Source organism: Methylobacter sp. (assembly GCF_023227905.1).
Classification (GTDB): Bacteria; Pseudomonadota; Gammaproteobacteria; order Methylococcales; family Methylomonadaceae; genus Methylobacter_A.
This window is the reverse complement of the sequence record NZ_JALOCF010000003.1, coordinates 22,587-47,277: the sequence shown is the minus strand read 5'-3', so window position 1 is coordinate 47,277 and position 24,691 is coordinate 22,587. Positions and strand designations below refer to the sequence as shown.

21 protein-coding genes and 2 tRNA genes are annotated in these 24,691 nt (G+C 47.8%); 12 read left to right on the top strand and 11 right to left on the bottom strand.

Annotation, left to right across the window (positions count from 1 at the left end; genetic code table 11):
- Nucleotides 1-4 precede the first annotated feature (4 nt).
- Nucleotides 5-1,756: an autotransporter assembly complex family protein gene (locus tag M0R47_RS01755; protein WP_292549448.1), complete on the top strand. Its 1,752-nt coding sequence runs from the start codon at nucleotides 5-7 to the stop codon at nucleotides 1,754-1,756.
- A 198-nt stretch (nucleotides 1,757-1,954) separates the two neighbouring features.
- Nucleotides 1,955-5,386, top strand: a complete 3,432-nt coding sequence (locus tag M0R47_RS01750; RefSeq protein WP_292549443.1) for a translocation/assembly module TamB domain-containing protein — start codon at nucleotides 1,955-1,957, stop codon at nucleotides 5,384-5,386.
- Between the two features lie 217 nt (nucleotides 5,387-5,603).
- On the opposite strand, the gene M0R47_RS01745 is transcribed toward M0R47_RS01750, so the two are convergent.
- Nucleotides 5,604-6,059: a hypothetical protein gene (locus M0R47_RS01745; RefSeq protein WP_292549441.1), complete on the bottom strand. Its 456-nt coding sequence runs from the start codon at nucleotides 6,057-6,059 to the stop codon at nucleotides 5,604-5,606.
- Nucleotides 6,060-6,516: 457 nt separating this feature from the next.
- Here M0R47_RS01745 and M0R47_RS01740 point away from each other — a divergent pair, with 457 nt between their 5' ends.
- The 9 genes from M0R47_RS01740 to M0R47_RS01700 all read left to right on the top strand — a co-directional run bounded on the left by M0R47_RS01740 (nucleotide 6,517) and on the right by M0R47_RS01700 (nucleotide 15,462).
- A complete protein-coding gene (locus M0R47_RS01740; RefSeq protein ID WP_292549438.1) occupies nucleotides 6,517-6,672 on the top strand; it encodes a hypothetical protein in 156 nt (51 codons plus the stop codon).
- 972 nt (nucleotides 6,673-7,644) lie between these two features.
- Nucleotides 7,645-8,913 carry a site-specific integrase gene (locus M0R47_RS01735; protein WP_292549436.1) on the top strand — a complete coding sequence of 423 codons (1,269 nt, stop codon included), beginning with the start codon at nucleotides 7,645-7,647 and terminating at the stop codon, nucleotides 8,911-8,913.
- Nucleotides 8,914-9,237: 324 nt separating this feature from the next.
- On the top strand, nucleotides 9,238-9,417 hold the full coding sequence (locus tag M0R47_RS01730; protein ID WP_292549433.1) for an AlpA family phage regulatory protein: 180 nt from the start codon (nucleotides 9,238-9,240) through the stop codon (nucleotides 9,415-9,417).
- Between the two features lie 9 nt (nucleotides 9,418-9,426).
- Nucleotides 9,427-10,803, top strand: a complete 1,377-nt coding sequence (locus tag M0R47_RS01725; RefSeq protein ID WP_292549431.1) for a replication endonuclease — start codon at nucleotides 9,427-9,429, stop codon at nucleotides 10,801-10,803.
- Nucleotides 10,804-10,948: 145 nt separating this feature from the next.
- Nucleotides 10,949-11,503 (top strand): hypothetical protein, encoded by a 555-nt coding sequence (locus M0R47_RS01720; protein ID WP_292549428.1) that lies wholly within the window; start codon nucleotides 10,949-10,951, stop codon nucleotides 11,501-11,503.
- An 83-nt stretch (nucleotides 11,504-11,586) separates the two neighbouring features.
- Nucleotides 11,587-11,835, top strand: coding sequence for a hypothetical protein (locus tag M0R47_RS01715; protein WP_292549425.1), 249 nt, complete (start codon nucleotides 11,587-11,589; stop codon nucleotides 11,833-11,835).
- Nucleotides 11,836-11,944: 109 nt separating this feature from the next.
- Nucleotides 11,945-12,289: a plasmid mobilization relaxosome protein MobC gene (locus M0R47_RS01710; RefSeq protein ID WP_292549422.1), complete on the top strand. Its 345-nt coding sequence runs from the start codon at nucleotides 11,945-11,947 to the stop codon at nucleotides 12,287-12,289.
- Entirely contained in the window at nucleotides 12,286-14,709 is a 2,424-nt protein-coding gene (locus M0R47_RS01705) for a DNA-primase RepB domain-containing protein (RefSeq protein WP_292549419.1), read from the top strand. Before M0R47_RS01710 ends, M0R47_RS01705 begins: the two co-directional genes overlap by 4 nt.
- A gap of 486 nt (nucleotides 14,710-15,195) precedes the next feature.
- Complete coding sequence (locus M0R47_RS01700) at nucleotides 15,196-15,462, top strand: hypothetical protein (protein ID WP_292549414.1); 267 nt, start codon at nucleotides 15,196-15,198, stop codon at nucleotides 15,460-15,462.
- Between the two features lie 132 nt (nucleotides 15,463-15,594).
- Here M0R47_RS01700 and M0R47_RS01695 read toward each other — a convergent pair.
- The 10 genes from M0R47_RS01695 to M0R47_RS01650 all read right to left on the bottom strand — a co-directional run bounded on the left by M0R47_RS01695 (nucleotide 15,595) and on the right by M0R47_RS01650 (nucleotide 23,349).
- Nucleotides 15,595-15,671, bottom strand: a tRNA-Pro gene (locus tag M0R47_RS01695).
- Nucleotides 15,672-15,773: 102 nt separating this feature from the next.
- The gene (locus M0R47_RS01690; protein ID WP_104424099.1) at nucleotides 15,774-16,127 is read right to left on the bottom strand and encodes a MerR family transcriptional regulator; all 354 of its coding nucleotides are present in this window, start codon (nucleotides 16,125-16,127) and stop codon (nucleotides 15,774-15,776) included.
- Nucleotides 16,111-16,407, bottom strand: a complete 297-nt coding sequence (gene ihfA, locus M0R47_RS01685; RefSeq protein WP_292549411.1) for an integration host factor subunit alpha — start codon at nucleotides 16,405-16,407, stop codon at nucleotides 16,111-16,113. Before ihfA ends, M0R47_RS01690 begins: the two co-directional genes overlap by 17 nt.
- A gap of 2 nt (nucleotides 16,408-16,409) precedes the next feature.
- A complete protein-coding gene (pheT, locus tag M0R47_RS01680; RefSeq protein ID WP_292549409.1) occupies nucleotides 16,410-18,785 on the bottom strand; it encodes a phenylalanine--tRNA ligase subunit beta in 2,376 nt (791 codons plus the stop codon).
- A 69-nt stretch (nucleotides 18,786-18,854) separates the two neighbouring features.
- Entirely contained in the window at nucleotides 18,855-19,874 is a 1,020-nt protein-coding gene (gene pheS / locus M0R47_RS01675; RefSeq protein ID WP_292549406.1) for a phenylalanine--tRNA ligase subunit alpha, read from the bottom strand.
- Nucleotides 19,875-20,004: 130 nt separating this feature from the next.
- Entirely contained in the window at nucleotides 20,005-20,367 is a 363-nt protein-coding gene (gene rplT / locus M0R47_RS01670) for a 50S ribosomal protein L20 (RefSeq protein WP_292549404.1), read from the bottom strand.
- A 15-nt stretch (nucleotides 20,368-20,382) separates the two neighbouring features.
- Nucleotides 20,383-20,580, bottom strand: a complete 198-nt coding sequence (gene rpmI / locus M0R47_RS01665) for a 50S ribosomal protein L35 (RefSeq protein WP_292433401.1) — start codon at nucleotides 20,578-20,580, stop codon at nucleotides 20,383-20,385.
- A gap of 177 nt (nucleotides 20,581-20,757) precedes the next feature.
- Nucleotides 20,758-21,282 carry a translation initiation factor IF-3 gene (infC, locus tag M0R47_RS01660; protein ID WP_292549723.1) on the bottom strand — a complete coding sequence of 175 codons (525 nt, stop codon included), beginning with the start codon at nucleotides 21,280-21,282 and terminating at the stop codon, nucleotides 20,758-20,760.
- Nucleotides 21,283-21,303: 21 nt separating this feature from the next.
- Nucleotides 21,304-23,211: a threonine--tRNA ligase gene (gene thrS / locus M0R47_RS01655; RefSeq protein ID WP_292549401.1), complete on the bottom strand. Its 1,908-nt coding sequence runs from the start codon at nucleotides 23,209-23,211 to the stop codon at nucleotides 21,304-21,306.
- Between the two features lie 61 nt (nucleotides 23,212-23,272).
- Nucleotides 23,273-23,349, bottom strand: a tRNA-Val gene (locus tag M0R47_RS01650).
- Nucleotides 23,350-23,805: 456 nt separating this feature from the next.
- Between M0R47_RS01650 and M0R47_RS01645 the strand changes: the two genes are divergently transcribed.
- On the top strand, nucleotides 23,806-24,426 hold the full coding sequence (locus M0R47_RS01645) for a septal ring lytic transglycosylase RlpA family protein (protein ID WP_292549399.1): 621 nt from the start codon (nucleotides 23,806-23,808) through the stop codon (nucleotides 24,424-24,426).
- The last annotated feature ends 265 nt before the right edge of the window (nucleotides 24,427-24,691 follow it).

Below are 24,691 nucleotides of genomic sequence, written 5' to 3'. Positions count from 1 at the left end.
ATCCATGCCGCAACTAACGAGACCTGTTCCTTCTTTAACCCTCGGCGTGATGTCAGTCACAATGCTGCTGTATTTAGCGGCGCCCGCTGTCAGAGCGGACGTTTCGGTTAACGGCCGACTTTCGGACGAAGCGAAAAAAAATGTTCAACTCACGCTGTCGCTGACGAAAGAGCCTTGCCAGGCAATGGAATGGAAAATACGCGGTTTGTTCGACAGGTCCGATGAAGAAATATCCCGTGCTTTACGGGCTTTGGGTTATTACCATCCCGACGTCAAAAAATCATTGGCTTTCAACCCGAAGTGCTGGCAGGCGGACTTTACGATTGATTCCGGTCCGCAGACCTTCATTGGCGATATCGATATTACCCTGACCGGCGATGCACGGGATGATCCGGCATTCCAAAAATTACGCAACGAGCTGCTAGCGGCCAACGGTAAACCTTTGCGCCACGATCACTACGAGAAGATGAAAAGTCGGCTGCAATCCTTGGCGATGGAGCGAGGTTACCTGCAAGCCGAATTTTCAGAAAAACAATTGTTAATCGATAAAGCCAATAACAGGGCGCTTATCAAGCTGGCGTTTAATACCGGTAAACGTAAGGTGTTCGGTGAAGTGACTATTGAACAGGATATGTTGAATCCCGAGTTTGTACGTAGATTCATTTCAATAAAAAGCGGCGATTTTTATTCCAGCGATCAACTGGCTAAAACCCATGCCGCACTGTCGAAAAGCGGCTATTTCGACAGGATAGAAATACGCCCGGACACCGAGAATGACGACCAAAACCAGGTCCCGGTCGCCGTTAAGCTTTATCCCGCCAAAACCCACCATTACAGTTTCGGCGTTGGTTTTGATACCGACTTGGGGCCTTTGCTCAATGCTTTTTATATTAACCGCCGGATAAATCGGCGCGGGCATTTTATTGATGCCAATCTTGATCTTGCGCCGGTGCTGTCAACGGCAGAGGTTGAATACAACGTGCCGCTGGATGATCCGATCAATGATTTATTCAGTTTCGGCGGCGGATTCAAACGGGAAGAGCTGGACGCTTACCGGTCGCTTTCGGCAAAGCTTTCCGCGCGCTTAAAGCACGCCTTCGATAACGGCTGGAAACAAACCTTGTTTATCGACTCTCTTTACGAAGACTTCACCATCGGCGGCACAAATAATCAGGTTCTGTTATTAGTGCCCGGCGGCAGTTGGCTGCGTTCCGTTGCCGATAACCCCATGCGGCCGACCCGGGGTTACCGCCTGGAGCTTAATCTGGCCGGCAGTTATGAAAATCCTATTTCCGAGGTCAGTTTTGGCCAAGGCTCAGCATCAGCCGTATGGACGCATCCATTACCCTGGCGCGGCAGATTCATCGCCAGGGCAGAGCAGGGCGCAACGCTGGTTGATCAGTTCGACAAGCTGCCGACATCGTACCGTTTTTTTGCCGGCGGCATGAACAGCATACGCGGTTATGATTATAGGGAGTTGGGCCCCAAGGATAATACCGGCCAAGTGATAGGCGGCAAGTTCTTAAGCGTGGTCAGTGCGGAGTATGAACATTATCTGTTCGATAACTGGGGCGTCGCCGCGTTTGTCGACAGCGGCAATGCGTATAATCTTGAGAATATCAGGATCAAAACCGGCGCCGGTTTAGGCGTCAGGTGGTATTCGCCTATCGGTCCGATTAGGCTGGATTTCGCATTGCCTTTGAGCGAATCGGATTCTTCGTTTCAAATTCATTTTGCAGCGGGGACGAGGTTATGATTCAGGGAAAATTATTCACCATAGAGAACACGAAGGACACGGAGAAAATAAGTCTATTAACTCAACCTATTAGAATTTCCGTGTTCTCGGCAATTGCTCCTGCATCGCCTAGAGCGCCTACTGTTGGTGCTCTACCTCCCCCATCCATGGGGTCGTCTGTGTCCTCCGTGGTTACTCTTGGATTTTTTCTTATTTAAGATGATGAAGCGCATTGCTCTGATTATCCTGATCGTGCTGCTGATGATACCGGTCGGCTTGCTCGGCTTGATGGGCAGCGCAACCGGCAGCCGCTGGCTGTTGCGGACGGTTTTTTCACAGTTGCCGGCGCAGGTTTCAGTTAAAGTCATTGAGGGCCGATTACTTGAGCGTATTGGCCTTTCCGATCTCTACTATAAAAGCGATACTCAAACCATTACCGTTAAAAACCTTGTACTCGCTTGGCAGCCTTCCGAATTGTTTTCAGGCACTTTAAAAATTGTTGATCTGACCCTCAATGACGTCAATGTCAGCGTAACCCAAACAGCGCCGTCGGAACCCAGCACTTTCGATTTTAATGCGGAGCTACGCTTGCCGGTGCAGATCGCTATTGAAAACTTGCTGTTGACCGGTCTTACCTATCAGCAAGGTGAAACAGTACAGCGCCTGCAAAAACTGCATTTGGCGGCATTTATCGAACATGACCGGGTTAACATCGTTTCGCTGGAGCTTGATGCCGAACCGCTAGCGGCGACAGCAAAAGGACAAATAGGCTTGGGCAAGGGTTTTCCCTTAAGCTTGACCGCCGATTGGCAGGCTACGACAGAAAACTATGGTTTATGGCAAGCGATAACGACGGTCAACGGCAACGTCCATCGACTGGCTCTGGACAATCAATTGTCATCGCCGTTCAAATCAGCCATAAAAGGCAATCTGGATAATTTGCAGGACGAGCCGCGCATCAATGTACACGGCGATTGGCAAAATCTTAACTGGCCGCTCAGCGGCGATAAGCCGCAAGTCAGCAGTGAGCAGGGCTCATTCGAAGTGACCGGGCTGCTCAGCGATTATCAGATCAGGCTAAACGCACAGTTAACCCAGCCGTATCTGTCAAAAGCCCGGTTAACGTTTGACGGCCAAGGCAGCATGGAGGCTTTGTCCATTAAAGCGCTGGAGCTTAAGGCAGCCGAGGGGCAATTTCAGGTTAGCGGCGATGTATCCTGGAAAGACGCGACCGTTTTCGATCTGACAGCAACAGGGCAAAATTTTAATCCGGTCATCCTGTCGCCCGAGCTTCCCGGCAGCCTGACTTTCGACACCCGGATCAAAGGCAGGCTGGACGATAAAGCCTTGCAACTGAATGCCGACATCAACAAGCTGTCCGGCAAGTTGCGCGGCTATCCCGTCAGCGCGGGCGGCAAGCTGGCTTTGGCCGGCGAACAGCTCAAGGTCGATGACTTCAAGGTCATTTCGGGCCCGAATAAAATTGCCGTTAACGGCACATTGGGACAGGAGCAAGCCGCTCTTATTGTCGCTATCGACGCGCCAGCGTTGGAATCGTTATGGCCAAAGCTGGGCGGTAGCCTGAAAGGCGATGGGCGCTTACAAGGCGCGTGGCGTAACCCGTCGGTCAAATTCCAGGCCAACGGCAAGCGCTTGCATTTTGCCGAACACAGTGCCGGGCAGTTGGCCGTCAATATCGACTATCAAGCCGAAAAAACATCCCAAATACAGCTGTCTGTCAACAACATCAAAACCGGCAATCTGGTCATTAGCAAACTGCTGGTTGACGGCTTGGGTACGCTTGAACAGCACCGCTTTAAAGCCGATATCAATTCATCCTACGGCGAGCTGTCAAGCACGCTTACCGGCAGTTTCAAGGCCGACGTATGGCAGGGCGATTTTTCCAAACTGGATATAAACACCAAGGATGCCGGACGCTGGCAGCTTACCCATACTATGACGGTTCGCGCGGCGCAAACGCCTGTCGGCATGGATATAATGTTGGAGAAAGCCTGCCTAGCCCGGCAAACTGCTTCTCTTTGCGTGCAAGGGCTTTATCCTGCCAACGACGATTTTCAGTTTAAAGCTAACGCAACCGCATTACCCACCGGTTTGCTGCAAGTCTACTTGCCCGGCTCAATGGAGCTCAAAGGCCTGATCAATGCCGATGCCGACATACAACAGCAAAAGGGTCTGCTAAACGGCAATTTCCGGCTAACCATGCCGGCAAACGCAAAGATGCTGTTGCAGACCGAGCACGGGCCGATTGAGTTTACTTTGGGCACATGGCAGCTGTCGGGGACATTGAAAGAAACATTAATTTCAGCCGATTTTGATCTGGCCCTGACCGGCCGGGATTATTTGCGCGGACAAGTGCAACTCGATACCGGCGAAGGCAAGGCTCTGTCCGGCCAGATAACGGGGTCCGTTGTTAACTTTGCCTGGCTGAGTCCTTTTGTCCCTCAGTTGTCGAACATCAAAGGCGATCTTAAGGCGGATTTGACGTTGCAAGGCCGCACCGACAAACCGGATGTTAACGGAACGCTACGATTCACCGGCGGATCGGTTGATATTGCCGGGCTGGGGGTCGGGATTCGCGACATCAGGCTTCAGGCGCTGCCATCTTCCTCTGCCGAGCGCATTCAGCTCAGCGGTTCGGCAAAATCGGGGCAAGGCTACATTCAGCTGGACGGCTTTGCGACTTTGCAGGGCACCGGCGAGTTCATGCTGATCGGAACGAATTTTGAAGTCGCTAAGCTACCGGAAGCGCAAATAACGGTTTCGCCGGAATTAAAAGCGGCGTTTACCGAGACGGAACGGAAAGTGACCGGCAAATTAAAGATCCCCAAAGCCATCTTGCAGATGTCCCAGCTCCCTGAAAATGCGGTAAAAGTCAGCAGCGACGAGGTTATTCTCGGCGAACAAGAAGCCGACCGGGAAGTTGCCGCTGTCATCCCTGTTGATGCTGATATAGACATTGAACTCGGCAAGCAAGTCAGCTTTTCAGGACAAGGACTGAAGACCGATCTGTCCGGTAAATTGAAAATGACCCAGACCGGACAGACAACGGCTATGTATGGCGATGTCAACATGGACAAGGCGCAGTATAAAAGCTACGGACAGGATCTTACCGTACGTAAAGGAAAAATTCTGTTTAACGGTCCGGTCGACAAGCCCTGGCTGGATGTGGAAGCCATACGGGTTTCAAAAGATAAAACGGTCACCGCTATCCTGAACCTGAGCGGTCCGCTGGATGCCCCGAAAACGCGTATCTATTCAGAGCCTGCGTTGCCGGAAGAAGAAGCGCTTGCCTATTTAATTACCGGCGGGCCGTTAAACCAGGTCAGCCAGGCGGAAGGCGATATGGTTGCCTCAGCCGCGCTGTCGTACGGCGCGAGCAAGGCATCATGGATTGCCAGCAAACTGGGCATAGGCGAACTTGAAGTTGAACAAGGAAAAACGCTGCAAGATACCATGGCTTCGGTAGGCCGATACCTGACACCGAATTTATATGTGGGCACCAAAGTCGGCTTGTTTAATCGGCAGGTGGTATTGGTATTAAAACGTAAGCTGACCAAAACCTTGAATGTTGAAACGCAGACCGGTACCTCACAGAGAATAAAGTTTAATTATGAAAAAGAGACTGATTAAGGTGTAAAACGCTGGGCTTGATTTGACAGCTACCGTGATTAGCCTCATCTGAATCGGGCGTTGACTGGCTGAGTTCGACTCATAGATGTCTTTGAGTCTTCTTAAAAGCGGTCATACAAGGTCACTGTAAACAAACACATCGATAAATATATGCTTGAATCGGCATTGGTCGCCTAAGTTTCTGTTCAAATGCCCCCGCTAGTCCTGTTACGAGCAATCAATAAGCACCACGATTGATATTGTGATGATGCTCAATACCTTCGGTTAAATTATAACCCTCGTTATTGAATAGATCGCCGGTAAAAAACAAACGCATATCTATAATCCAAGCAATCTTTTTTAGCTTGTTGTTTTCTATGATAATAGTTGAAAGTTTATGATTATTATCAATAATCTGATCCACAATTGTTTTTGGGTTAGTAGGATCTTCTTTTAGCGCACCAGACACAATACGCTGAGCGGATTCTATTGTCAGCACAGGATACGCAATAGGGAGCTCAGCATTTTTATCATTTTTAAGAGACTGCGCGTTAAAATAACCAATATCATAGACAAGCTTAAATGCCAGCCCAAGTATAACCACGAGACTATAAACAGAGAGGCCAATTTTTAATCGCCTTCTAACGCGAGGATTGGATAGTTTTTTTATAATAATGCGAATTTTCTTATTCAATTTATTGAAGTTCCATGGTGTCAAAAAGCGTGCAAGATTTTACAGTTTTTGCGAGAAAAAAGCGTCCAAATTAAACATTAAGATTTTCCGTTCTGCTGTTTTTTTAATAGGCCAAACACCGCACTTGGCGGATAAAACAGGCTGCGAAAGTAGAAAAAATATTTAAGACAGATTTAGACTTTAATAGTGGTAATGCCTACCATTACTCTGTTTTGATGGATAGTTACTCATAAATCCCTAAAATTTTTTGAATAATGGTGGTCAATGAACTCCATTCCGCCATATTTATCGTCATAACGCGGCCATTCGCGAATGACAGTAGTCTGAGCCAATTGCAGACCTGTATATCATTTTATCCAGCCAAGTGTCCTCCCTTTAAAGAAAGGAAACAAAATATAATTAAATAAACTGCGAGGATTTTAAAATGGCTGAAGAACAAGAAAAAGACAACACATAGTTGATCGCTGGTGTTGCTACTATTTTAGTAGTGCTTCTGAAAAGGGATGAAATTAAACATTTGCAAAGTGGTGCGGTAGAGCAGTTGCAATCTGAAACTTTCAAGAATATAGAAAAGAGAAAAACCAGCAACACCACTGGTGACGTAGGTAATTGAAACATCCTGCGTTATTTTCATAACGGGGTGCTTTATGTTGATTCCCCCTATCGGTAAGTGCCCAGCAAGAAGTTCGTTTGCATTGTTAGCAAGACCGCGTTCACTGTACTTGTTTTTTTGTATCTACAGCCTGTATAGGGCGTTTTAGGACGCTTCAGTAGGCGCGCGCAAGCTTTCTGAAATATTGCCTGTTTTAGATATGTAATTAGACTAAATGCATGATGTTATAACAAGAACTGAAGCCAGACGTTGTCAGGTCTTTTTTGGACAGGTTGCCACAAATTAAAGCCAGCAGTTCTTGAAGCCAAAAAAAACCCGCCGAAGCGGGTTAAGTGTTGTAACCAAGAGATGATCGAATGATCGAGTCATATTTAAACCCAATAAGATGAAAACTCGCTTAAGAATTAAAATGATTAGCAAATTGCATGTATTTTAAAATGGCGGGGTCTCATACACATTAAGCCAGCTCAGAATGCAGGAATAAAGCTAAGCCATTAACTGACTATCAGCTTTTTAGTGCGTGGGATGGTGAGAATTAAATTAAAGACCACGCTGGATTGCTAACGTGACTTTAAGCCATCAAAACCGAGGCAGGGTAACGCCGCTTTTTTTGTGCGTGGTGACCGGCAGTTGTTGCGTATGTTGAGGTGGGCGATAAGCAGCAATAATTTTTAAAAGTGTACCCGCATGAGTACCCGAAAGCGCTAATTTATCTTTTTACAGAAATTTTTATTTTGTAAGTTTTTGGCTTAATTGGTCGGGACGACAGGATTTGAACCTGCTATCACTTGTCCCCCAGAACAGTAAATTATCGTTTTTTAAGGTTCAGTGTAATTCAATAAAGTATAAATTATCCTTTTATTTCATTGTCTTATTTTATTTTCGCGTCCAGAGACGTACAATAGGGTTTATTGGAATCCAGTAAATTTGTTGTACCGGATGTTGTACCGGAAAACGGACAAGTGAATCAAAATGGCAATTAATAAAATCACAGATATGGCCTTTAGGAATCTGAAAGCAAATGACAAGGTTCAAATGATTTCAGATGGGGCGGGGCTTGTAGTTCGCGTTCGCCCACTATCAGAGGGAGGAGCAATATCTTTTATGCTGTCTTATCGGGTTGAAGGTAAACAGCGGCGAATTACTTTAAAGGCACAGGGTTTGGCTGACGCGCGAAAAGAGCGCGACACATACAAGGATTTGGTGAAGCAGGGCAAAGACCCCAGCATAGAAAGAACACTCCAGATTGAGCGCGAACGACAGTTGCAGATGGAGGAAAAAGAAGCATTAGCCAGATTACAAGCCCGTACTACCGTTACCGGTCTGTTCGAACGCTGGGTAGCAACAGACCTGCAGCAGAGAAAAGACCTTGCAGAAGTTCAACGGATGTTTACAAAAGACGTGTTGCCGATTATCGGTAGCCTCAACGCCCAGGACGTTCGTAAGAGCCACATCACAGATGTTATAGACCGGGTGAAGCAGCGCGGGTCGTCACACACCGCCAGAAATCTGTTGAAGCTGGTGCGGCAAATGTTCCGGTTTGCGGTTGACCGCGACATTATCGAATTCGATCCGACGGCCAGCCTGAGCGTTAGCAAAGTCACAACCAAGAACACCGAGCGCGACCGGGTTTTATCACTAGATGAGATCAGGTTGCTAAAAGACCAGCTTCCTGATGCTGGCTTGATGCCTTCTACTGAGTGCGCTATCTGGATTATGCTTTCAACGCTTTGCCGCGTTGGTGAATTAAGCAAAGCACAATGGAAGCATGTCAATTTCGACGCAAAGACCTTTTACATACCGATTGAAAACAGCAAAAATGACAAGGCACACACTATTTACTTGTCGAATTTTGCCTTGAGCCAATTCAGGCGATTGTCTGAGTATAGCCAATCGGATACTTGGCTATATCCCAATACAAAAGACACGTCCAGTGTTTGTGAAAAATCGATTAGCAAGCAGATTGACGGGCGCCAAAATGGGACTGTCTACAGCAACCGGAGCAAGGCCAATCAAGCTCTGGTCTTGCAAGGCGGCAAATGGACGCCCCACGATTTACGCCGAACCGGTGCAACCTTGATGGGTAATCTAGGTGTGCACGGAGATGTGATTGAAAAATGCTTGAATCATACCGAGGAAAACAAACTGCGGCGCGTCTATCAACATCAAGAACTCAAAGAAGAACAGGCGGAGGCATGGCGATTTTTGGGCGAAAGATTGGCATTGTTGATAGGAAATTGACCAAATTGACCGCACTCGTTGCCTTGACATCGGCAGCGAGTGCGGGCGCATATTGATTTTTTGCTAATTAACTAGCGTAGGTACGATAACATACTTTTTTGTTGTCATTGATTTTTATTTGTTTTCAATGGCTTGCATAATTTTCTCTGGCCTGCGAGGTGCGTTAGCGTAATTTTATTAATTAACTAGCGTAGGTACGATAACATACTGTTACATAATGTTATATGAGTAGTATGTCATTGATAATATTGATTTTTTTACCGGCTCAGTTATGCTTTCTCCAGCCTGTCATTCAGACAAAGCCAAATAAATTGGAGAAAATATATGAACATCCTAAAACTTCCGCGGGTCATTGAAAAAACCGGCCTATCCAGATCATCAGTCTACGATCTGAAGAAAAGAGGCTTGTTTCCTGAGGCTGTCAAATTGAGTGCAAGGGCTATCGGCTGGAGAGAAGGCGACATAGAGGATTGGCTAAATAACAGACCAAAAGCAGCGCAGTAAGGGGGGTAAATGTTTACTCCGCATCTGCCAGCTGGTTATCACATTTCTAAACTTTTGCCGATAATCGACGACCGTAAAAAAGTTATTAATTACTTGATAGATAACGGCATACCACAGCCGAAGTCAAAAAACGATAAAGGTTTCAAGGACCGCCTGCTGTGTGATAGATGGTGGCGTAGGACACTCGACAAGCTTCAAAGCCGACTTGATGAATCTAAGCTTATAGAACTGGGCAGGGTCGCAAAACACAAAGAAAAGTACAGCTCTAACTTGACAGTTTACCGGGTTGGCAAAAAAGCAATTAAAGCCTATGAATACATCCAAAATCAATCCATGATTTCTGATGCTGGCGACATCGTGGATATGGCAACAATAGTCCAATCCTCTATTGCAAACCCGACGAACCGCCGCGCTGAACTGATGATAAGGATGGCCGGATTCGAGGCTTATGCTCAACAGCATGGTTATGTAGGTGAGTTCTACACCTTGACCTGTCCAAGCAGGTATCACCGTTTTTCAGGCGTTAAATTAAACGATAAATATCAGGAATTAACGCCCAAGGACGCGCAGCAGTATTTGGTTAAACAGTGGTCTAAAATCCGTGCCGCCTATGGCCGCCTGGATATAAAACCATTTGGCTTTCGGGTCTCAGAACCTCACGGTGACGGCTGCCCACATTGGCACATGTTGCTATTCGTCAAAGCAGATAAACGTAACGCGTTACGAGAAATATTTTCACAATACGCGCTTGAAGTGGACGGCCATGAGCCAGGGGCAGACAAGCACCGTTTTAAATGCGTAGAGATCGACAGCGAAGCGGGAACAGCAACCGGCTACATCGCCAAATACATATCTAAAAACCTGGGCTTTTCGATTGACGACCCAGAACACGACACCAACGAACTAAGCCGTTCCTACGGTCAGCGGGTTAAAGCCTGGGCTTCTGTTTGGGGTATCAGGCAGTTTCAGCAGATCGGCGGCGCTCCCGTTACCGTTTGGCGGCAGTTACGCAAATTGCGCGATTCACTTGATGATGAATTACTGGAAGCGGCGAGACAGGCGGCAGACGAAAGCCGCTGGGCTGATTACCTGGAAATCATGGGCGGCGTAGACGCTAAACGGATAGAGCAGACTATAACACTGGTCAAAAAACATCTGGTAGATAAAGAGACCGGCGAAATTAAACAGAACGCGTACTTCGAGTACATAACCATGATTTTCGGCGTTGCGTCCATTGCTGCCGAGGCAATTACCCGAACCAAAAGCTGGGCAATGGTCAGCACTAAACTGGCAACCTCTATGTTGTCAAAATCTGCCGCCTACGGCGGCTCTTTTTCTTCTCGGAGTCCTGTCAATAACTGTACGGGGCAGCTGTTGGCGTTATGAGGAAAAAGGGCGCTACCGCGTACACACCGCGCCGCCCCGGCGGCGAAAAAAAGAGCAAAAACGTTTGAATTGATTCAGTGTTACGCGATGACGCTTAACACTATAACCCGTGGTAAGCCCACATCTAATCTCAATTGAGGCAAAAATGAAAACAGAAATCAATAAATTAGCGCCAGAAATTTTGCTATTAATTTCAACGCTACAGCACAGGACCGCTGCACAGCTATTACTTGGTCTCTATGGTGGGGTGTCGGCAGATATTGCCGCACTTGTAGCTCAACTGCGCGCCGAAGAAAATAATGAAATTTGGCGTCTTTTCTTAAAGCTTTATGACCGCAAAAACAAATTATTGCTTGAAGAGCTTGAGCGTTTTGTTGAGAGAGCGAGCGACGACGACCTCGACGATGATGACGCCAGTGAAATAGCGCGCCTAAAAATAGAAATCGAAAAAGAAAAAGAAAAAGCACTGGTCGAGGATAAAGTTGCTCGTTTAGTTGCGCAGTTACCCCTAGGTGATGCGGCACTGCTTTTGTCTGTCTGGGGCGGCGGGGAATGCTCTCCGGAGCTCGCAGGGCTAATTGCACGGTTACAGGAGGAACTAAATTGGGCTCCACTTCTCAAATATTTTAATGAAAGAAACAAATTCCTCAACGAACAGCTTGAGCTCGCGTGCCAGCACGCCGACGGCATGCGAATGTAACCGAATGTAACTAAGAATTCTAAAAACTCCAAGAAAGCCCGGTATATCCGGGGCTTTTTGTGAGTCACGAAACAGGAAACGCGATGGCTGAACATATCTACAAGCAAACCGATCTTTTCAAAGCTCCGCCAAAAACCGCAGCCCAACGTCAAGCCACGAGACGAGCAAAGCAAAAGAAGACGGAGCGAGATCTGGACGTGTTGCTGTCTTCATTGACACAAATCATCAGCAAGACAGAGCGAGCAAAGGCGCGGGGAAATGATGACGGCGTATACAAGGATGCATTTTGGGAGATCGTTGGCACTGTCAGCAATTACAAGCGAACGACTTGAAAATCTAGGAGCAAGCTGTAAGTTGCGCTTAGCTTACTTGCTTGCCCTGCGGGGCGAAAAAGGTTTCGCTCCGCTCACCTTTTTTCACATGATTGACTCAGGAGGGTTTGTGGTTAACTGTGCAAGAAAAAAAAGACACGGCCCGGAGCGGGTCGATGACCCCAGGACACACTGTGTTTCAAGCCACCTCAATCTGACCGAACTGAATCAGCTCGACCGGCAGCGGAGCCGCCTGGGCCTGGCTCGCGGGGAATACCTCCGGTGCGCCGGACTGGACAAATTGCCGCCGATGATCCCCGAGCTTAATCAAATCGCTTGGGTTGAGTTGAGTCGTGCTGCCGGCAATTTGAACCAACTTGCCAAAGCACTGAATCAGAATAACGACGTGAGTCACGATGAGATCATCCAAGAACTAAAAGAGTTTCGCGCGGCGCTGATCGGCGCGAAATTATGAAAGCACAAATCGGGCGCGGCAAAGGCCAGAAAGGTTTGCTGGCCTATGTCTTCGAGGGGCATAAGGATAGAGGCATAGACAAGGAGGCCGTCATGGTCGGCGGAAATTGCTCTGGTTCAGCGCTGGAAGAAATCCAAGCCGAGTTTTCAGCACTCAGAAAAATCCGGCCTGATATAGAAAAGCCGGCTTGGCATTGTTCGTTATCCTTAAAACCACCAGAACGCCTGACTAATGAGCAGTGGGCGCAGGTAGCCGAAAAATACATTAAAGGTATGGGCTTCACTGACAAGCACCTGTGGATAGCAGTTCGGCACTTCGATACCGAGCATGATCATATACACCTCGTAGCCTCACGTGTCGCTATTGACGCTAGCCTTTACCTAGGACAGCAAGAGGCAAAACGATCCATGCCCTTGACAAATCAACTAGCCCGTGAGTTCGGGCTTTCTGAATTAGCCCACGATGCGCGCGCAGAAGTCAAAGGTATTACTGCAGGGGAGAAAAGCATGATGGATCGAACAGAATCAATCCCCACAAGAATCATGTTGCAAACTTATATCGACGACGCAGCCCAGGGCAAGCCAGGTTTTTCAGACTTCATTGCAAAACTGGAAGCCCAGGGCGTGACAGTCATCCCGTCGGGCAAGAGTGGTCGGGCCCAAGGCATGACATTCGAACTGGACGGTGTGCCTTTCACTGGTACAAAACTCGGGGACAGATTCAAGTGGAAACCGCTACAAGCTCAGCTCGACTATAACCCAGAGCGTGACCAGCCAATTTTGGATCGACTGCGAGCCCAAGCGGCCAAGCCGGAGACTGCCGGAGAGCTAACAAACACAACCATCAATCAGCCGGAGACAGCAAATGACCAGCGAAAATACTACACACACACTCCAAAGCCGTACCCTGTCAACATTGAGCGAGCAACCCAAAACGGCATGCGCAAACTGTCAGAATGCCGTTTGGCACATAGCGACAAAGGAAAAAAGCGCGAGGGCGTTTTGCTTATTGATGCACGTTCTGATCGACGATTTACTGGCCAGTTGCGACGGACAGACTCAAAAATCAACACAGGAAACCGAACGCTAGATATTGCTTTTGAGAAAACCGAGAACGGGGTTTACAGATGGAAGAGCCGGGATACTGTCGCGATCACCGATCACGGCGACAGGATCAGTGTGCATTCTAAAGCCGAAAGCGCAGTTAGGGGAAGCTTACAACTCGCAAAATCTAAAGGATGGAAGAGCGTGAAAGCAACAGGTAATGATGAATTCAAACGCCAAACGTACTTGATCGGTTCGGAACTGGGGCTGATGGTTCAAGGTTATGAGCCAACCGAAGCCGACCGCGAAGAGCTTAAACAACGTCTTGCAGCAAGAGAGGCAAAGTATGGGAAAAATAACGGAAATTCGGAGGCTAGCAGAGGCCAATCTGATCGAAACCAGGACCGCAGCCGAGCTGGCCGAGATGATCGAGAGCATAGCCACGAGCTTCAGCCTGATAGCCGAAGACCTGGAAGCGAAGACCGAGGCGGCGCAGAAAGCAACAGCAGCGCTAGACAGCAAGATAGAATGGCTGTCGAAGTACAAGCCGCCAGCAGCGCCGGAGCCGATCATACACGAAGCCCCGATTTGGCCCATGATAGTAGTGGCGCTGACTATCGGCGCAACACTATGAGCGTCGCTAATGCTGCTGGAGCGCTGGCAGATCTTGCAGCCCCTCTCGAAGCAACTGGGCGTGATAAGTCAACAGCTCGACTGGAACAACCGCCAACACGCGAGCACGCCCAGAAAATAGCCGCATGGGAAAGGCAAAGCGAAGCGTTGAGCGCTGAAAAATACCGGATAACACTCAAGCCACGTGTTGAAAGAGACAGCAAAGGCCGCAAGCTTTTTGATCAGAATTACGGCAATGCAGGCAAGAAAAGCGACCGCGAAGCGGCGGGGGTTGCTGAAAAATTTTGGACCAAGGAGGAGGTAAAAACAGAGATTGCAAAGCTCCGGGCAAAAAACGGCCAGGGGTATGACGTGTATATAACCCCAATTTCAGAAGACAGGCATTTTATAGTTGTCGATGACCTTACGCCGGCGAGTTATGCCGATATGCTGAAGGCAGGTATAAGGCCCGCCATTGTGCAGAAAAGTAGTGAAAACAACAAGCAGGCTATCATCATAATTGACAAAGAAAGCAGTGTCGACGAGCAGAAATTAGCCAATCAGATAGTGACCAGGTTAAACAAAAAATGGGGCGACCCTAAGTTTTCTGGCGTTGTTCACCCTTTTAGAATGGCTGGCTTCTCGAATAAGAAAGCCGGTAAAAATAATTACATAACGACATTAGAATTATCTATCCATCGAAAGTGCAACAAAGTATCTTCTGGCATGCAGAAATTACGAGACGACGATAGACTGAAAATATAAGAAGCCGACAGACTAAAAATCAATGAAGAGGCGGATAAAGAACGTAGCCGTCGACTGTCAAAAATTGATGATGTCGGACGGATAACGGATGATACTGTCGAGCTGGCGTATCGGCGCGAAGTCAGGAAAACCGTGGGATTGGCCCAAAAAAAGGGCTGGCCGTTAGATTGGTCGCGCATCGATTTTGCCGCAACAAAGGCCCTTTTAATTGCTGGTTATCGGGGTGATTTGGTCGCCAAAGCGATAATAGAGGCGTCACCTGGGCTTGCTGACCGACATAAAGACGCTGCCAAGTATGCCTCCGACACTGTGAACAACGCCAGCACGGATAAGGACGTTTTAACACATATCGCAGAGCGAGCGAAGCGAGCGGAACAGGAAACGGTTCGTGGACTGAGGAGCTAGAGTTTCCGCGCGGCGCGCGCCCTGAGTGCGATAGCCGCGAAAAAACTTGGAGCTAATATTTTTTGATTGGAGGTAAACGAAATGACAAAAAACAACGAAATATCAGAAAAATTTTATGCGCTTGAATACCGGCCAAAAGACAAAAGCTGCATGGTCGCTGTCTTTGTAACGCCGGAAGCGCGCGAGCTTTGGCTGTCTGATGGCGTAAAACCGGGATTTATTCGTGAAGCAATCACTGCCGATATTCTCGAAAAGCTGCACCAAGAGAGCGCCAAGGCGCCGATAAACAAAAAACTTTTCGAGATTTTATCGACGCGGTACGCGCCGACCGGTGAAAAAGTACATTAGGGTAAATGTTGTGCCCGGTTATAGGCAGCTTTAACTTGGGTAAGCACTAAAAATTGTTGTACCGAGTGTTGTACCGAAATCGGTATTTTCTCTTTTTTCTAAGCTTGTTGTTTTGTAAGTCTTTGATTCAATTGGTCGGGACGATAGGATTTGAACCTACGACCCCTTGTCCCCCAGACAAGTGCGCTACCAAGCTGCGCTACGCCCCGATATTTTGATAAAGAATTTATAACTGAAAGGATTGTGAACACAATCCCCTGTAATTCAATGCGGCTAGTGTACTACATTTCACCGCGTTAAATGAGAAAAATCTACTTTAGCAACTCCAGAATTTCTTCCAGTTCGCTAACCATTTGATGAATCAACTGCTTGGTGCGAGTTGAATCTTCTTTGGCATCGTCACTGCCCAAATGGGCTCTGGCGCCGCCGATGGTGTAGCCTTGTTCATATAACAAAGATCTTATTTGCCGGATCATCAGCACGTCATGGCGCTGATAATAACGACGGTTGCCGCGTCTTTTTACCGGGCTAAGCTCGGTAAACTCTTGTTCCCAATAACGGAGCACATGAGGTTTTACCCCGCACAATTCGCTGACTTCACCTATAGTGAAATAGCGTTTTGCCGGTATGACCGGCAGCTCATTATTATTACTCGGTTCCAGCATAAGCTTCCACTCTGGCTTTAAGTTTTTGACCTGATCTGAATGTTACCACTCTACGAGCTGTTATGGGAATTTCTTCGCCTGTTTTTGGATTTCTGCCGGGACGGCTGCTTTTGTCGCGCAGTTCAAATTTGCCAAAACCGGAAATCTTTACCTGCTCACCATGTTCCAGAGAACCTTTGATTTCTTCAAAAAACATTTCGACCATATCTTTTGCTTCGCGCTTGTTTAAGCCAAGCTCGTCAAATAGCCTTTCGGCAAAATCGGCTTTAGTTAATGCCATTGTTAATCCCTCAGCTTTGCACTTATTTTTGTGGTCAATGTTTCTAATAGCCCGCTAAATATAGCATCTATTTCAGAATCTGTTAGTGTTTGTGAAAAATCTTGTAATATTAAGCTTAAAGCGATGCTTTTACTGCCTTCTTCGACACCTTTGCCGCGATATATGTCAAAGACCACTATGTCTTGTAAGGTTGCTATTCCACAACTTTTAATGCAATTTATTATTTCGCTGACGGCGACTTCTTCCTTAACAATTAAGGCCATATCGCGACGTACTGACGGGTACTTGGATAGCGGCTTGAATTTTGGGATTTGCTTGTTCAGCAGCAAGTCCTGATCCAGTTCGAACAGAAAAACCTGGGTATCGAACCCTAGCTGTTTTTCCAATGTTGGATGCAACATGCCCAGCCAGCCTATGTTTTCGCCTTGCTGCGATAAAATTTCAGCTGTTTGCCCGGGATGCAGTGCAGGATGCTTGGCCGGAAAAAATTGCACATCGGAACCGGTCAATGAAAACAGGGCTTGTACATCGGCTTTAATGTCGAAGAAGTCCACTTTGCGCGATGTGGCGCCCCATTGTTCGGAATAAGCGCTACCTAATGCAAGGCCGGACAGCATCTTTTGCTGCTGCATGTTGCCGTCTTTATTAACAAAGCGCAGGCCGGTTTCAAAAAAACGAACTCTGTTTTGCTGGCGATTGGTGTTGTGCAAGGCAGCCTTTAATAAACCGCACCACAAGGTAGTGCGCATCACCGATAAATCCGCAGAAATCGGGTTTTTTAAGCGGACAACGTCATCGTCAGGGGCGATGGCTTGCTGTATTTCTTCATCGACAAAACTGTAGGTAATCGCTTCCTGATAGCCACGGTCGACCAGCAAATCTTTTGCGCGGTCAAGTTCCAGCACGGCTTCGGTAGCTTTGCCAAGTTCCGAGCGCATTAGCAGGCTGCTGTTCGGCAGGTTGTTATAGCCGACAATGCGTGCTATTTCTTCAATCAAGTCGGCTTCAATAGCAATATCGAAACGGCATCCCGGCGGCGTCACAGACCAACTATCCTGTTGTGTTTGTACGGTCATGCCGAGGCGTTGGAAAATATCGACAACTTGGTCATCCGCCAGTGCAATCCCTAGCGTTTTTTCCAGGCGCTGTTTTCTAAGCAATACGGCTGTGCGTTGCGGCAAGGTTGACGCAGTTGTCACCTCAATAATTGCGCCGACGCTGCCGCCGGCCATATCGATAATCAATTGGGTGGCGCGCTCTATCGCGCGTTCCTGCAAGGTCGGGTCAACGCCGCGTTCAAAGCGGTGCGATGAATCGGTGTGCAGGCCGTAGTTCCGCGCTTTGCCGGCAATGCTTCGTGGAGTGAAAAACGCGCATTCCAAAAACACATCCTGAGTTTCGTCGCTGACTGCGGATTCGCTGCCGCCCATTACGCCGGCCAAGGCCAACGCTTGTTTATCGTCGGCGATAACCAATGTTTCATTATCCAATTTAATGGTCTGGCCGTTTAACAAGCTAACGCTTTCATTGATTCGGGCATAACGCACATGAATGTTGCCGGTTAATTTGGCGGCATCAAAGGCATGTAGCGGTTGACCTAGCTCGATCAGGACGTAATTGGTAACATCGACTATTGCACTCAAGCTTCTTACGCCCGAGCGACGCAGGCGCTCCTGCATCCATAACGGGGTTTCGGCTTTAGGGTTTACGCCTTGAATCAATCGGCCTAAATAACGCGGGCAAGCGTCTGTAGCGGCTACAGAGACGGTCAGGGTGTTAGTATGGCTGACTGCGGATTTTTCAACCTGAGTGGCCGACCAGTCCATTTTATTCAGTACGGCTACTTCGCGGGCTATGCCTTCAACACTGAGGCAGTCTGCTCTGTTAGGAGTTAAGTCGACTTCGATGATATTGTCGTTAAGTGACAGATATTCGCGTATATCAACGCCTACCGGCGCATCGACAGCCAGTTCCATTAAGCCGTTGGCATCGGCGGCCAAGCCCAGCTCTTTTTCAGAGCACAACATGCCAAAAGATTCCACGCCGCGGAGTTTGGATTTTTTGATCTTGAAATCGCCCGGTAATACTGCGCCGATCAACGCCGCGGGAATTCTTAAACCAACCCTGACGTTGCTCGCGCCGCAGACAATTTGCAATGGTTCCGCTTCGCCTACCGCGACTTGACAAACTCTCAGGCGGTCGGCATCCGGGTGTTGCTCCATGGCGACGACTTCACCGACGACCACGCCGCTGAATACCGCCGCTGCGGGTGCTACCGAATCGACCTCAAGGCCGGCCATGGTCAATTGCTCGACCAGTTGTTCGGTGCTTATTGCCGGATTGACATATTCTCTTAACCAGGCTTCACTAATTTGCATAACTCAAACTTTATCTACAGGGATGGGGTGTATGCCGCTGGGTCTGCCGGGAGCAGTCGCGACACCTGTTTAATTAAATTGTTCCAAAAACTTAAGATCGTTCTCAAAAAACAATCTCAAATCGTTAATGCCGTAACGTAACATCGCCAGACGCTCCACGCCCATGCCGAATGCAAAGCCGCTATAGGTATCGCTGTCGATGTTGACTGCCTTGAATACTTCAGGATGAATCATGCCGCAGCCCATTACTTCCAGCCATCCTGTGTGGCTGCATACGCGGCAGCCTTCGCCGCCGCACATCACGCATTCAATATCGACTTCTGCCGATGGTTCAGTGAATGGAAAGTAGGATGGTCTAAAGCGCACCTGGATGTCTTTTTCAAAAAACGCGCGCAAAAATTCGTAAACCACGCCTTTTAAGTCGGCGAAGCTGACGTCGGTATCGACCAGAAAGCCTTCGACTTGATGGAACATTGGTGTATGGGTAATGTCTGAGTCGCAACGATACACTCGGCCAGGCGCAATTACTTTCAGCGGCGGTTTTTCCGATTCCATGACCCGGATTTGTACCGGCGAAGTGTGGGTTCTTAATACGGTGTGGACATCGAAATAAAACGTGTCGTGCATCGCCCTGGCCGGGTGATGAGCGGGAATATTCAATGCCTCGAAATTATGATAATCGTCTTCGATTTCAGGTCCTTCAACGACTTGAAAGCCAACGCTGGCAAAAATCTTGGAGATTCGTCGCAATGTAGTAGTCACCGGATGCAAGCCTGCAACTGCTTGGCCTCTGCCCGGCAGGGTAACGTCAATCCCTTCGCTGGCTAGCCTTGCTTCTAATGCGGCGTTTTGCAGTAGATCTTTTTTGGTTTCAAGTTGCTCTTGAAATTGATCTTTAGCCTGATTGATAACTTGCCCGGCAGCGCGTCTTTGCTCAGGATCGAGCGCGCCAAGTTCTTTCATCTGCAGGGTAAATAAACCCTTTTTGCCGAGATATTGAACACGAACCAGATCGAGTTGGTTAAGGTCTGTTGCGTCGCGAAGCTGCTGTAATGCCTGCGCGAGAATCTCTTCTAGGGTAGCGGACACGGTTTAGCTCGCTTTGTATGGGTGATGGGATGCTTATTAAGGGGGTAGGCTTAGAGCCTTAATTCCGCCCCTCCCGGAAAGGGGAGGGGGGAATAGCAGGATTTCAGTTTATTAAAATCCAGATCGTTCCTTAAGGTTTACTTTGATGCTGCTTTGCAATGTTCGCAATTTCCGCAAATGCGTTAATGTCACGAACTGCGATATCAGCCAGTACCTTCCGGTCTATCTTAACATTGGCTTTAGTTAAGCCATTGATGAAACGACTGTATGACATTCCGCTTAACCGAGCGGCTGCATTGATACGGACGATCCACAACGCGCGGAATTGGCGTTTTTTCTGTTTGCGGTCACGGTATGCATATTGACCCGCTTTGATGACCGCTTGCTTGGCAACGCGATAAACCCGGCTTCGTGCGCCGTAGTAACCTTTTGCTAGCTTTAATACTTTTTTGTGTCTTGCTCTGGCTGTTACGCCGCGTTTAACTCTAGGCATGATCTACTCCTTGATTTAGCTGTAAGGCATCATGCGTGCGGCCATGCGCACATCTGATGGGTGAATAGTTGCCGGCGAGCGTAACTGTCTTTTTCTCTTAGTCGATTTTTTAGTCAGGATATGACGTTTGTGGGACTGACCACATTTAAAACCGCCGTTGCCTGTGCGTCTGAAACGCTTGGCAGCTCCACGGTTAGTTTTGATCTTTGGCATTTGTTTGCTCCAATTAATTAAAATATAAATCCCTGAGTTGTAACCCAGCAAGGCAAAATGCATGGCCCTGAAGAATTAACAGCATCATTTTCATGATACCTAGCTGCTCATCCTAAGTCGCTGTAAAGACACTGAAATACAATGTCTCTATGATTCTTGTTGCAATCGTTTAGGCAATTATTTTTTCTTTTTCGGCGCCATCACCATAACCATCTGGCGGCCTTCCATTTTAGGAAATTGCTCGACGATTGCCATGTCTTCCAAATCCGTTTCTATCCGTTTTAACAGGTCAACACCGATTTCCCGGTGAGCCATTTCACGTCCACGGTAACGCAGGGTAATTTTGGTTTTATCGCCGTCATTAAGGAATTTGGTTAAGCTTCTCAGTTTAACTTGATAATCCCCTTCGTCGGTGCCAGGTCTGAATTTGATCTCTTTGACCTGAACCTGTTTTTGTTTCTTTTTGGCGATGGCCAGTTTTTTGTTTTGCTCAAACTGGTATTTGCCGTAGTTCATCACCTTGCAAACCGGAGGATCCGCGTTTGGCGATATTTCTACTAAATCCAGGTCTGCGGCATACGCAATTTGTTTGGCTTCATCTAACGAGATAATACCTAACGCTTCACCTTCAGGACCTGTCACCCGCACCCGTCTGGCGGTGATTGAGTCGTTCAGGCGCGTTTCATCTTTTTTAGCAGCGATATCCTAATCCTCCAAAATTATTCATTGTCTGCCTGCGATCTCTTGTTTTAACCGTTCGGTAAATTCATGGACTGACAGGCTACCTAAGTCATCACCTTTCTGCGTACGTACCGTAATGCTTTGTTGTTCTAATTCTTTATCACCGATGATGACAAGATACGGCACGCGCTGCATAGAATGCTCGCGAATTTTAAACCCGATCTTCTCATTTCTCAAGTCTATTTTTACTCTTATGCCTTGTTTTTCAAGGTCTAGCATGATTTGCGAGGCATATTCGGCATGTCGATCAGTAATATTAAGAACCACAACCTGTACCGGTGACAGCCAGAGCGGGAAAGTTCCTGCATGCTGTTCAATCAAGATACCGATAAAGCGTTCCAATGAACCCAGTATTGCTCTGTGCAGCATGACCGGCACTTGCCGTGATCCGTCTTCGGCAATATAAGTTGCATCCAGGCGGCCCGGCATCGAGAAATCCACTTGAATGGTGCCGCATTGCCAGACACGTCCGATGCAGTCTTTTAACGAAAATTCAATTTTTGGCCCGTAAAAAGCGCCTTCGCCGGGTTGCAAATCCCATTTCAATCCTTTGGTATTAAGAGCAAGTTCCAGGGCGTTTTCCGCCTTATCCCAAACCGAATCGTCACCGACCCGGTTTTCAGGGCGGGTGGACAATTTAATGATAACTTCTTCAAAGCCGAAATCTTTATAAACATCGAACAGCAGGTCGATAAAGATCGATACTTCGTCTTGGATCTGGTCTTCGGTACAGAAGATATGCGCATCGTCCTGAACAAAGTTTCTGACGCGCATCAAGCCATGCAGGGTGCCGGAAGGTTCGTTGCGATGGCATGAGCCGAACTCCGCCAGGCGGATAGGTAAGTCGCGGTAGCTTTTAAGGCCTTGGTTATAAATTTGCACATGGCAAGGGCAGTTCATCGGCTTTATCGCGTAATCCTTGTTCTCGGAATGCGTGGTAAACATCATGGCGCTGAACTTTTCCCAGTGCCCGGACTTTTCCCATAGCGAACGATCCACGACTTGCGGCGTTCTAACCTCGCCGTAACCGTTGACTCTTAATTTCTCGCGAATGTATTGCTCAACCTGTTGATAGATGACCCAGCCTTTTTCATGCCAGAACACCATGCCGGGAGCTTCTTCCTGGGAATGGAATAAATCCAGTGTTTTTGCCAGCTTACGGTGATCGCGCTTTTCCGCTTCTTCCAAGCGGTGCAGATAAGCCTGCAAGTCTTTTTTGTCGCCCCATGCTGTACCGTAAATACGTTGCAGCATTTCATTGTCGGAATTCCCGCGCCAATAGGCTCCGGCAATCTTCATCAGCTTAAAGACTTTTAACTTGCCGGTGCTAGGTACATGAGGGCCGCGGCACAGGTCAGTAAAGCCGCCTTGTTCATATAAGGATAGGTCTTCGTTCGCGGGGATAGATTCGATAATCTCGGCTTTATACGCTTCGCCCAGATTCTTGAAGAACTTGACCGCCTCATCCCGTGACATCACAGAGCGATGAACGGGGTAATCTTCAGCAGTCAGTTGCTCCATCTTTTTTTCAATTGCGCTCAAGTCTTCCGGCGTAAAAGGTCTTTCATAGGAGAAATCGTAAAAAAAGCCGTTTTCAATAACCGGCCCGATGGTCACTTGTGCTGAGGGGAATAATTGTTTGACGGCCTGAGCCAGGAGATGCGCGGTTGAGTGACGAATGACGCTGATGCCGTCTTCATCTTTTGCGGTAATCAGTTGCAGTGTTGCGTCCTGATCGATTAAGGCGCTGGCATCGACCAGAGTGCCGTTAACTTTGCCCGCCAAGGTTGCCTTGGCTAATCCCGAACCGATAGACTGTGCAACGTCCATCACTGTCACAGCTTGGTCGTATTCTCGCTTTGAACCATCGGGAAGGGTAATTACCGGCATGTTTTACCTTTGTTCGGTGTCTACAATAAAAAAAGCACTGCGGTGCAGTGCTTTAAATGTTTGGTAGGCACGAGTGGACTCGAACCACCGACCCCCACCATGTCAAGGTGGTGCTCTAACCAACTGAGCTACGCGCCTGAAGCTATTCAACTTCGAGCTGGGTATTATACCTATAGATTTTTGTTTCGCAACTCCTTGGTGGTTTTTTTCAGGACAAACGTAGCCTTTTCTGTGACCAATTCTGCGTGATGGTATATGTTAAAGCTAGTAAATTCACTGTTTATGCGCTATCGCACTTCGTAAATTAATCTCGATGCAGTTCGGCGTACAGTGCGCCAACGTACAGACCTTTCCGTGGATTCGGCGTAGCTTAATTTTAGTAGCGAACATTCGCCAACAGAGCACTGCGGCAAAAATATAGCCAACAGTCATGCCGCTCTGACTGATAGTTTGGGAACCGGAAAGGGATATTTTGCAAATTATCCTGCAAGCGTTATTTGCCAGGCATAAATATCCGGCTGAGCCGAATGCTATATTGATTATCGGTAACTGAACATTCTTACGGACTGAGTTTTCCCGGCAGGAGCAAAAACAATGCTATATCAGACAGTTCAGCACTGCGAATCCTCACCCAAAGACGTGAAATGCCGATTGATTTACACTCCAGACCACGGGGCTTGGAATGTCACGATACCGCCCAGCGTCACCTTATGTCTGCGCAAACAACTATTAGGCGTGTTGCCAGTAACTGTGATCTGCGCCTTGGCTCTTCTTGGCTGCAACTCTGAACATTCAAACGAACAAGCCAAACAAGCGCAGCAGCAAAAAGAAAGCGCAGCTACTGCACCCGTTCATAAGGAGGTTGGCGAAGCCTCATGGTATGGACCGGGATTTCATGGCAAGGAGACTTCCAGCGGCGAAGCCTTTAACCAGCAAGAGATGACGGCCGCTCATCCAAGTTTACCGATGGGAACTAAAGCCGAGGTGACCAATCTCGAGAATGACAAGAAAGTCGAGGTTAGGATTAATGACCGTGGACCTTATGCCGAAAATCGAGTTATCGATCTTTCCAGCGCAGCGGCTAATAAACTTGATATGAAAACGGACGGCACAGCCCAGGTCAAGATTGTGACCAAATCCGCCAAGAAAAAGAGCCGCACCGCCCATTCCAAAAAGACCAAACAGCGAGCAAAAAAAAGCGTAATCACGAAATAAAGAGTCATGGATTAGGTCTCGACACACCCATCAAGAACATTAAAGATGCCATCCCATTAATGGTCCGGCGTATTAATCAACTGCATTCGCTAATATGGAATGCCACCCAGAGAAAATCTATGTCTGTCTGCGCATGAAGCAGTGAGCTGATCTTTTATGTTCGCTACCGCACTGACTAAATGCAGCATTGAGTATATTTTATTTATATGCGCTGGGAAAAACTATTCCCCGCTTTAATCATGGCGTTGTAGCCATGGTTTGTTAA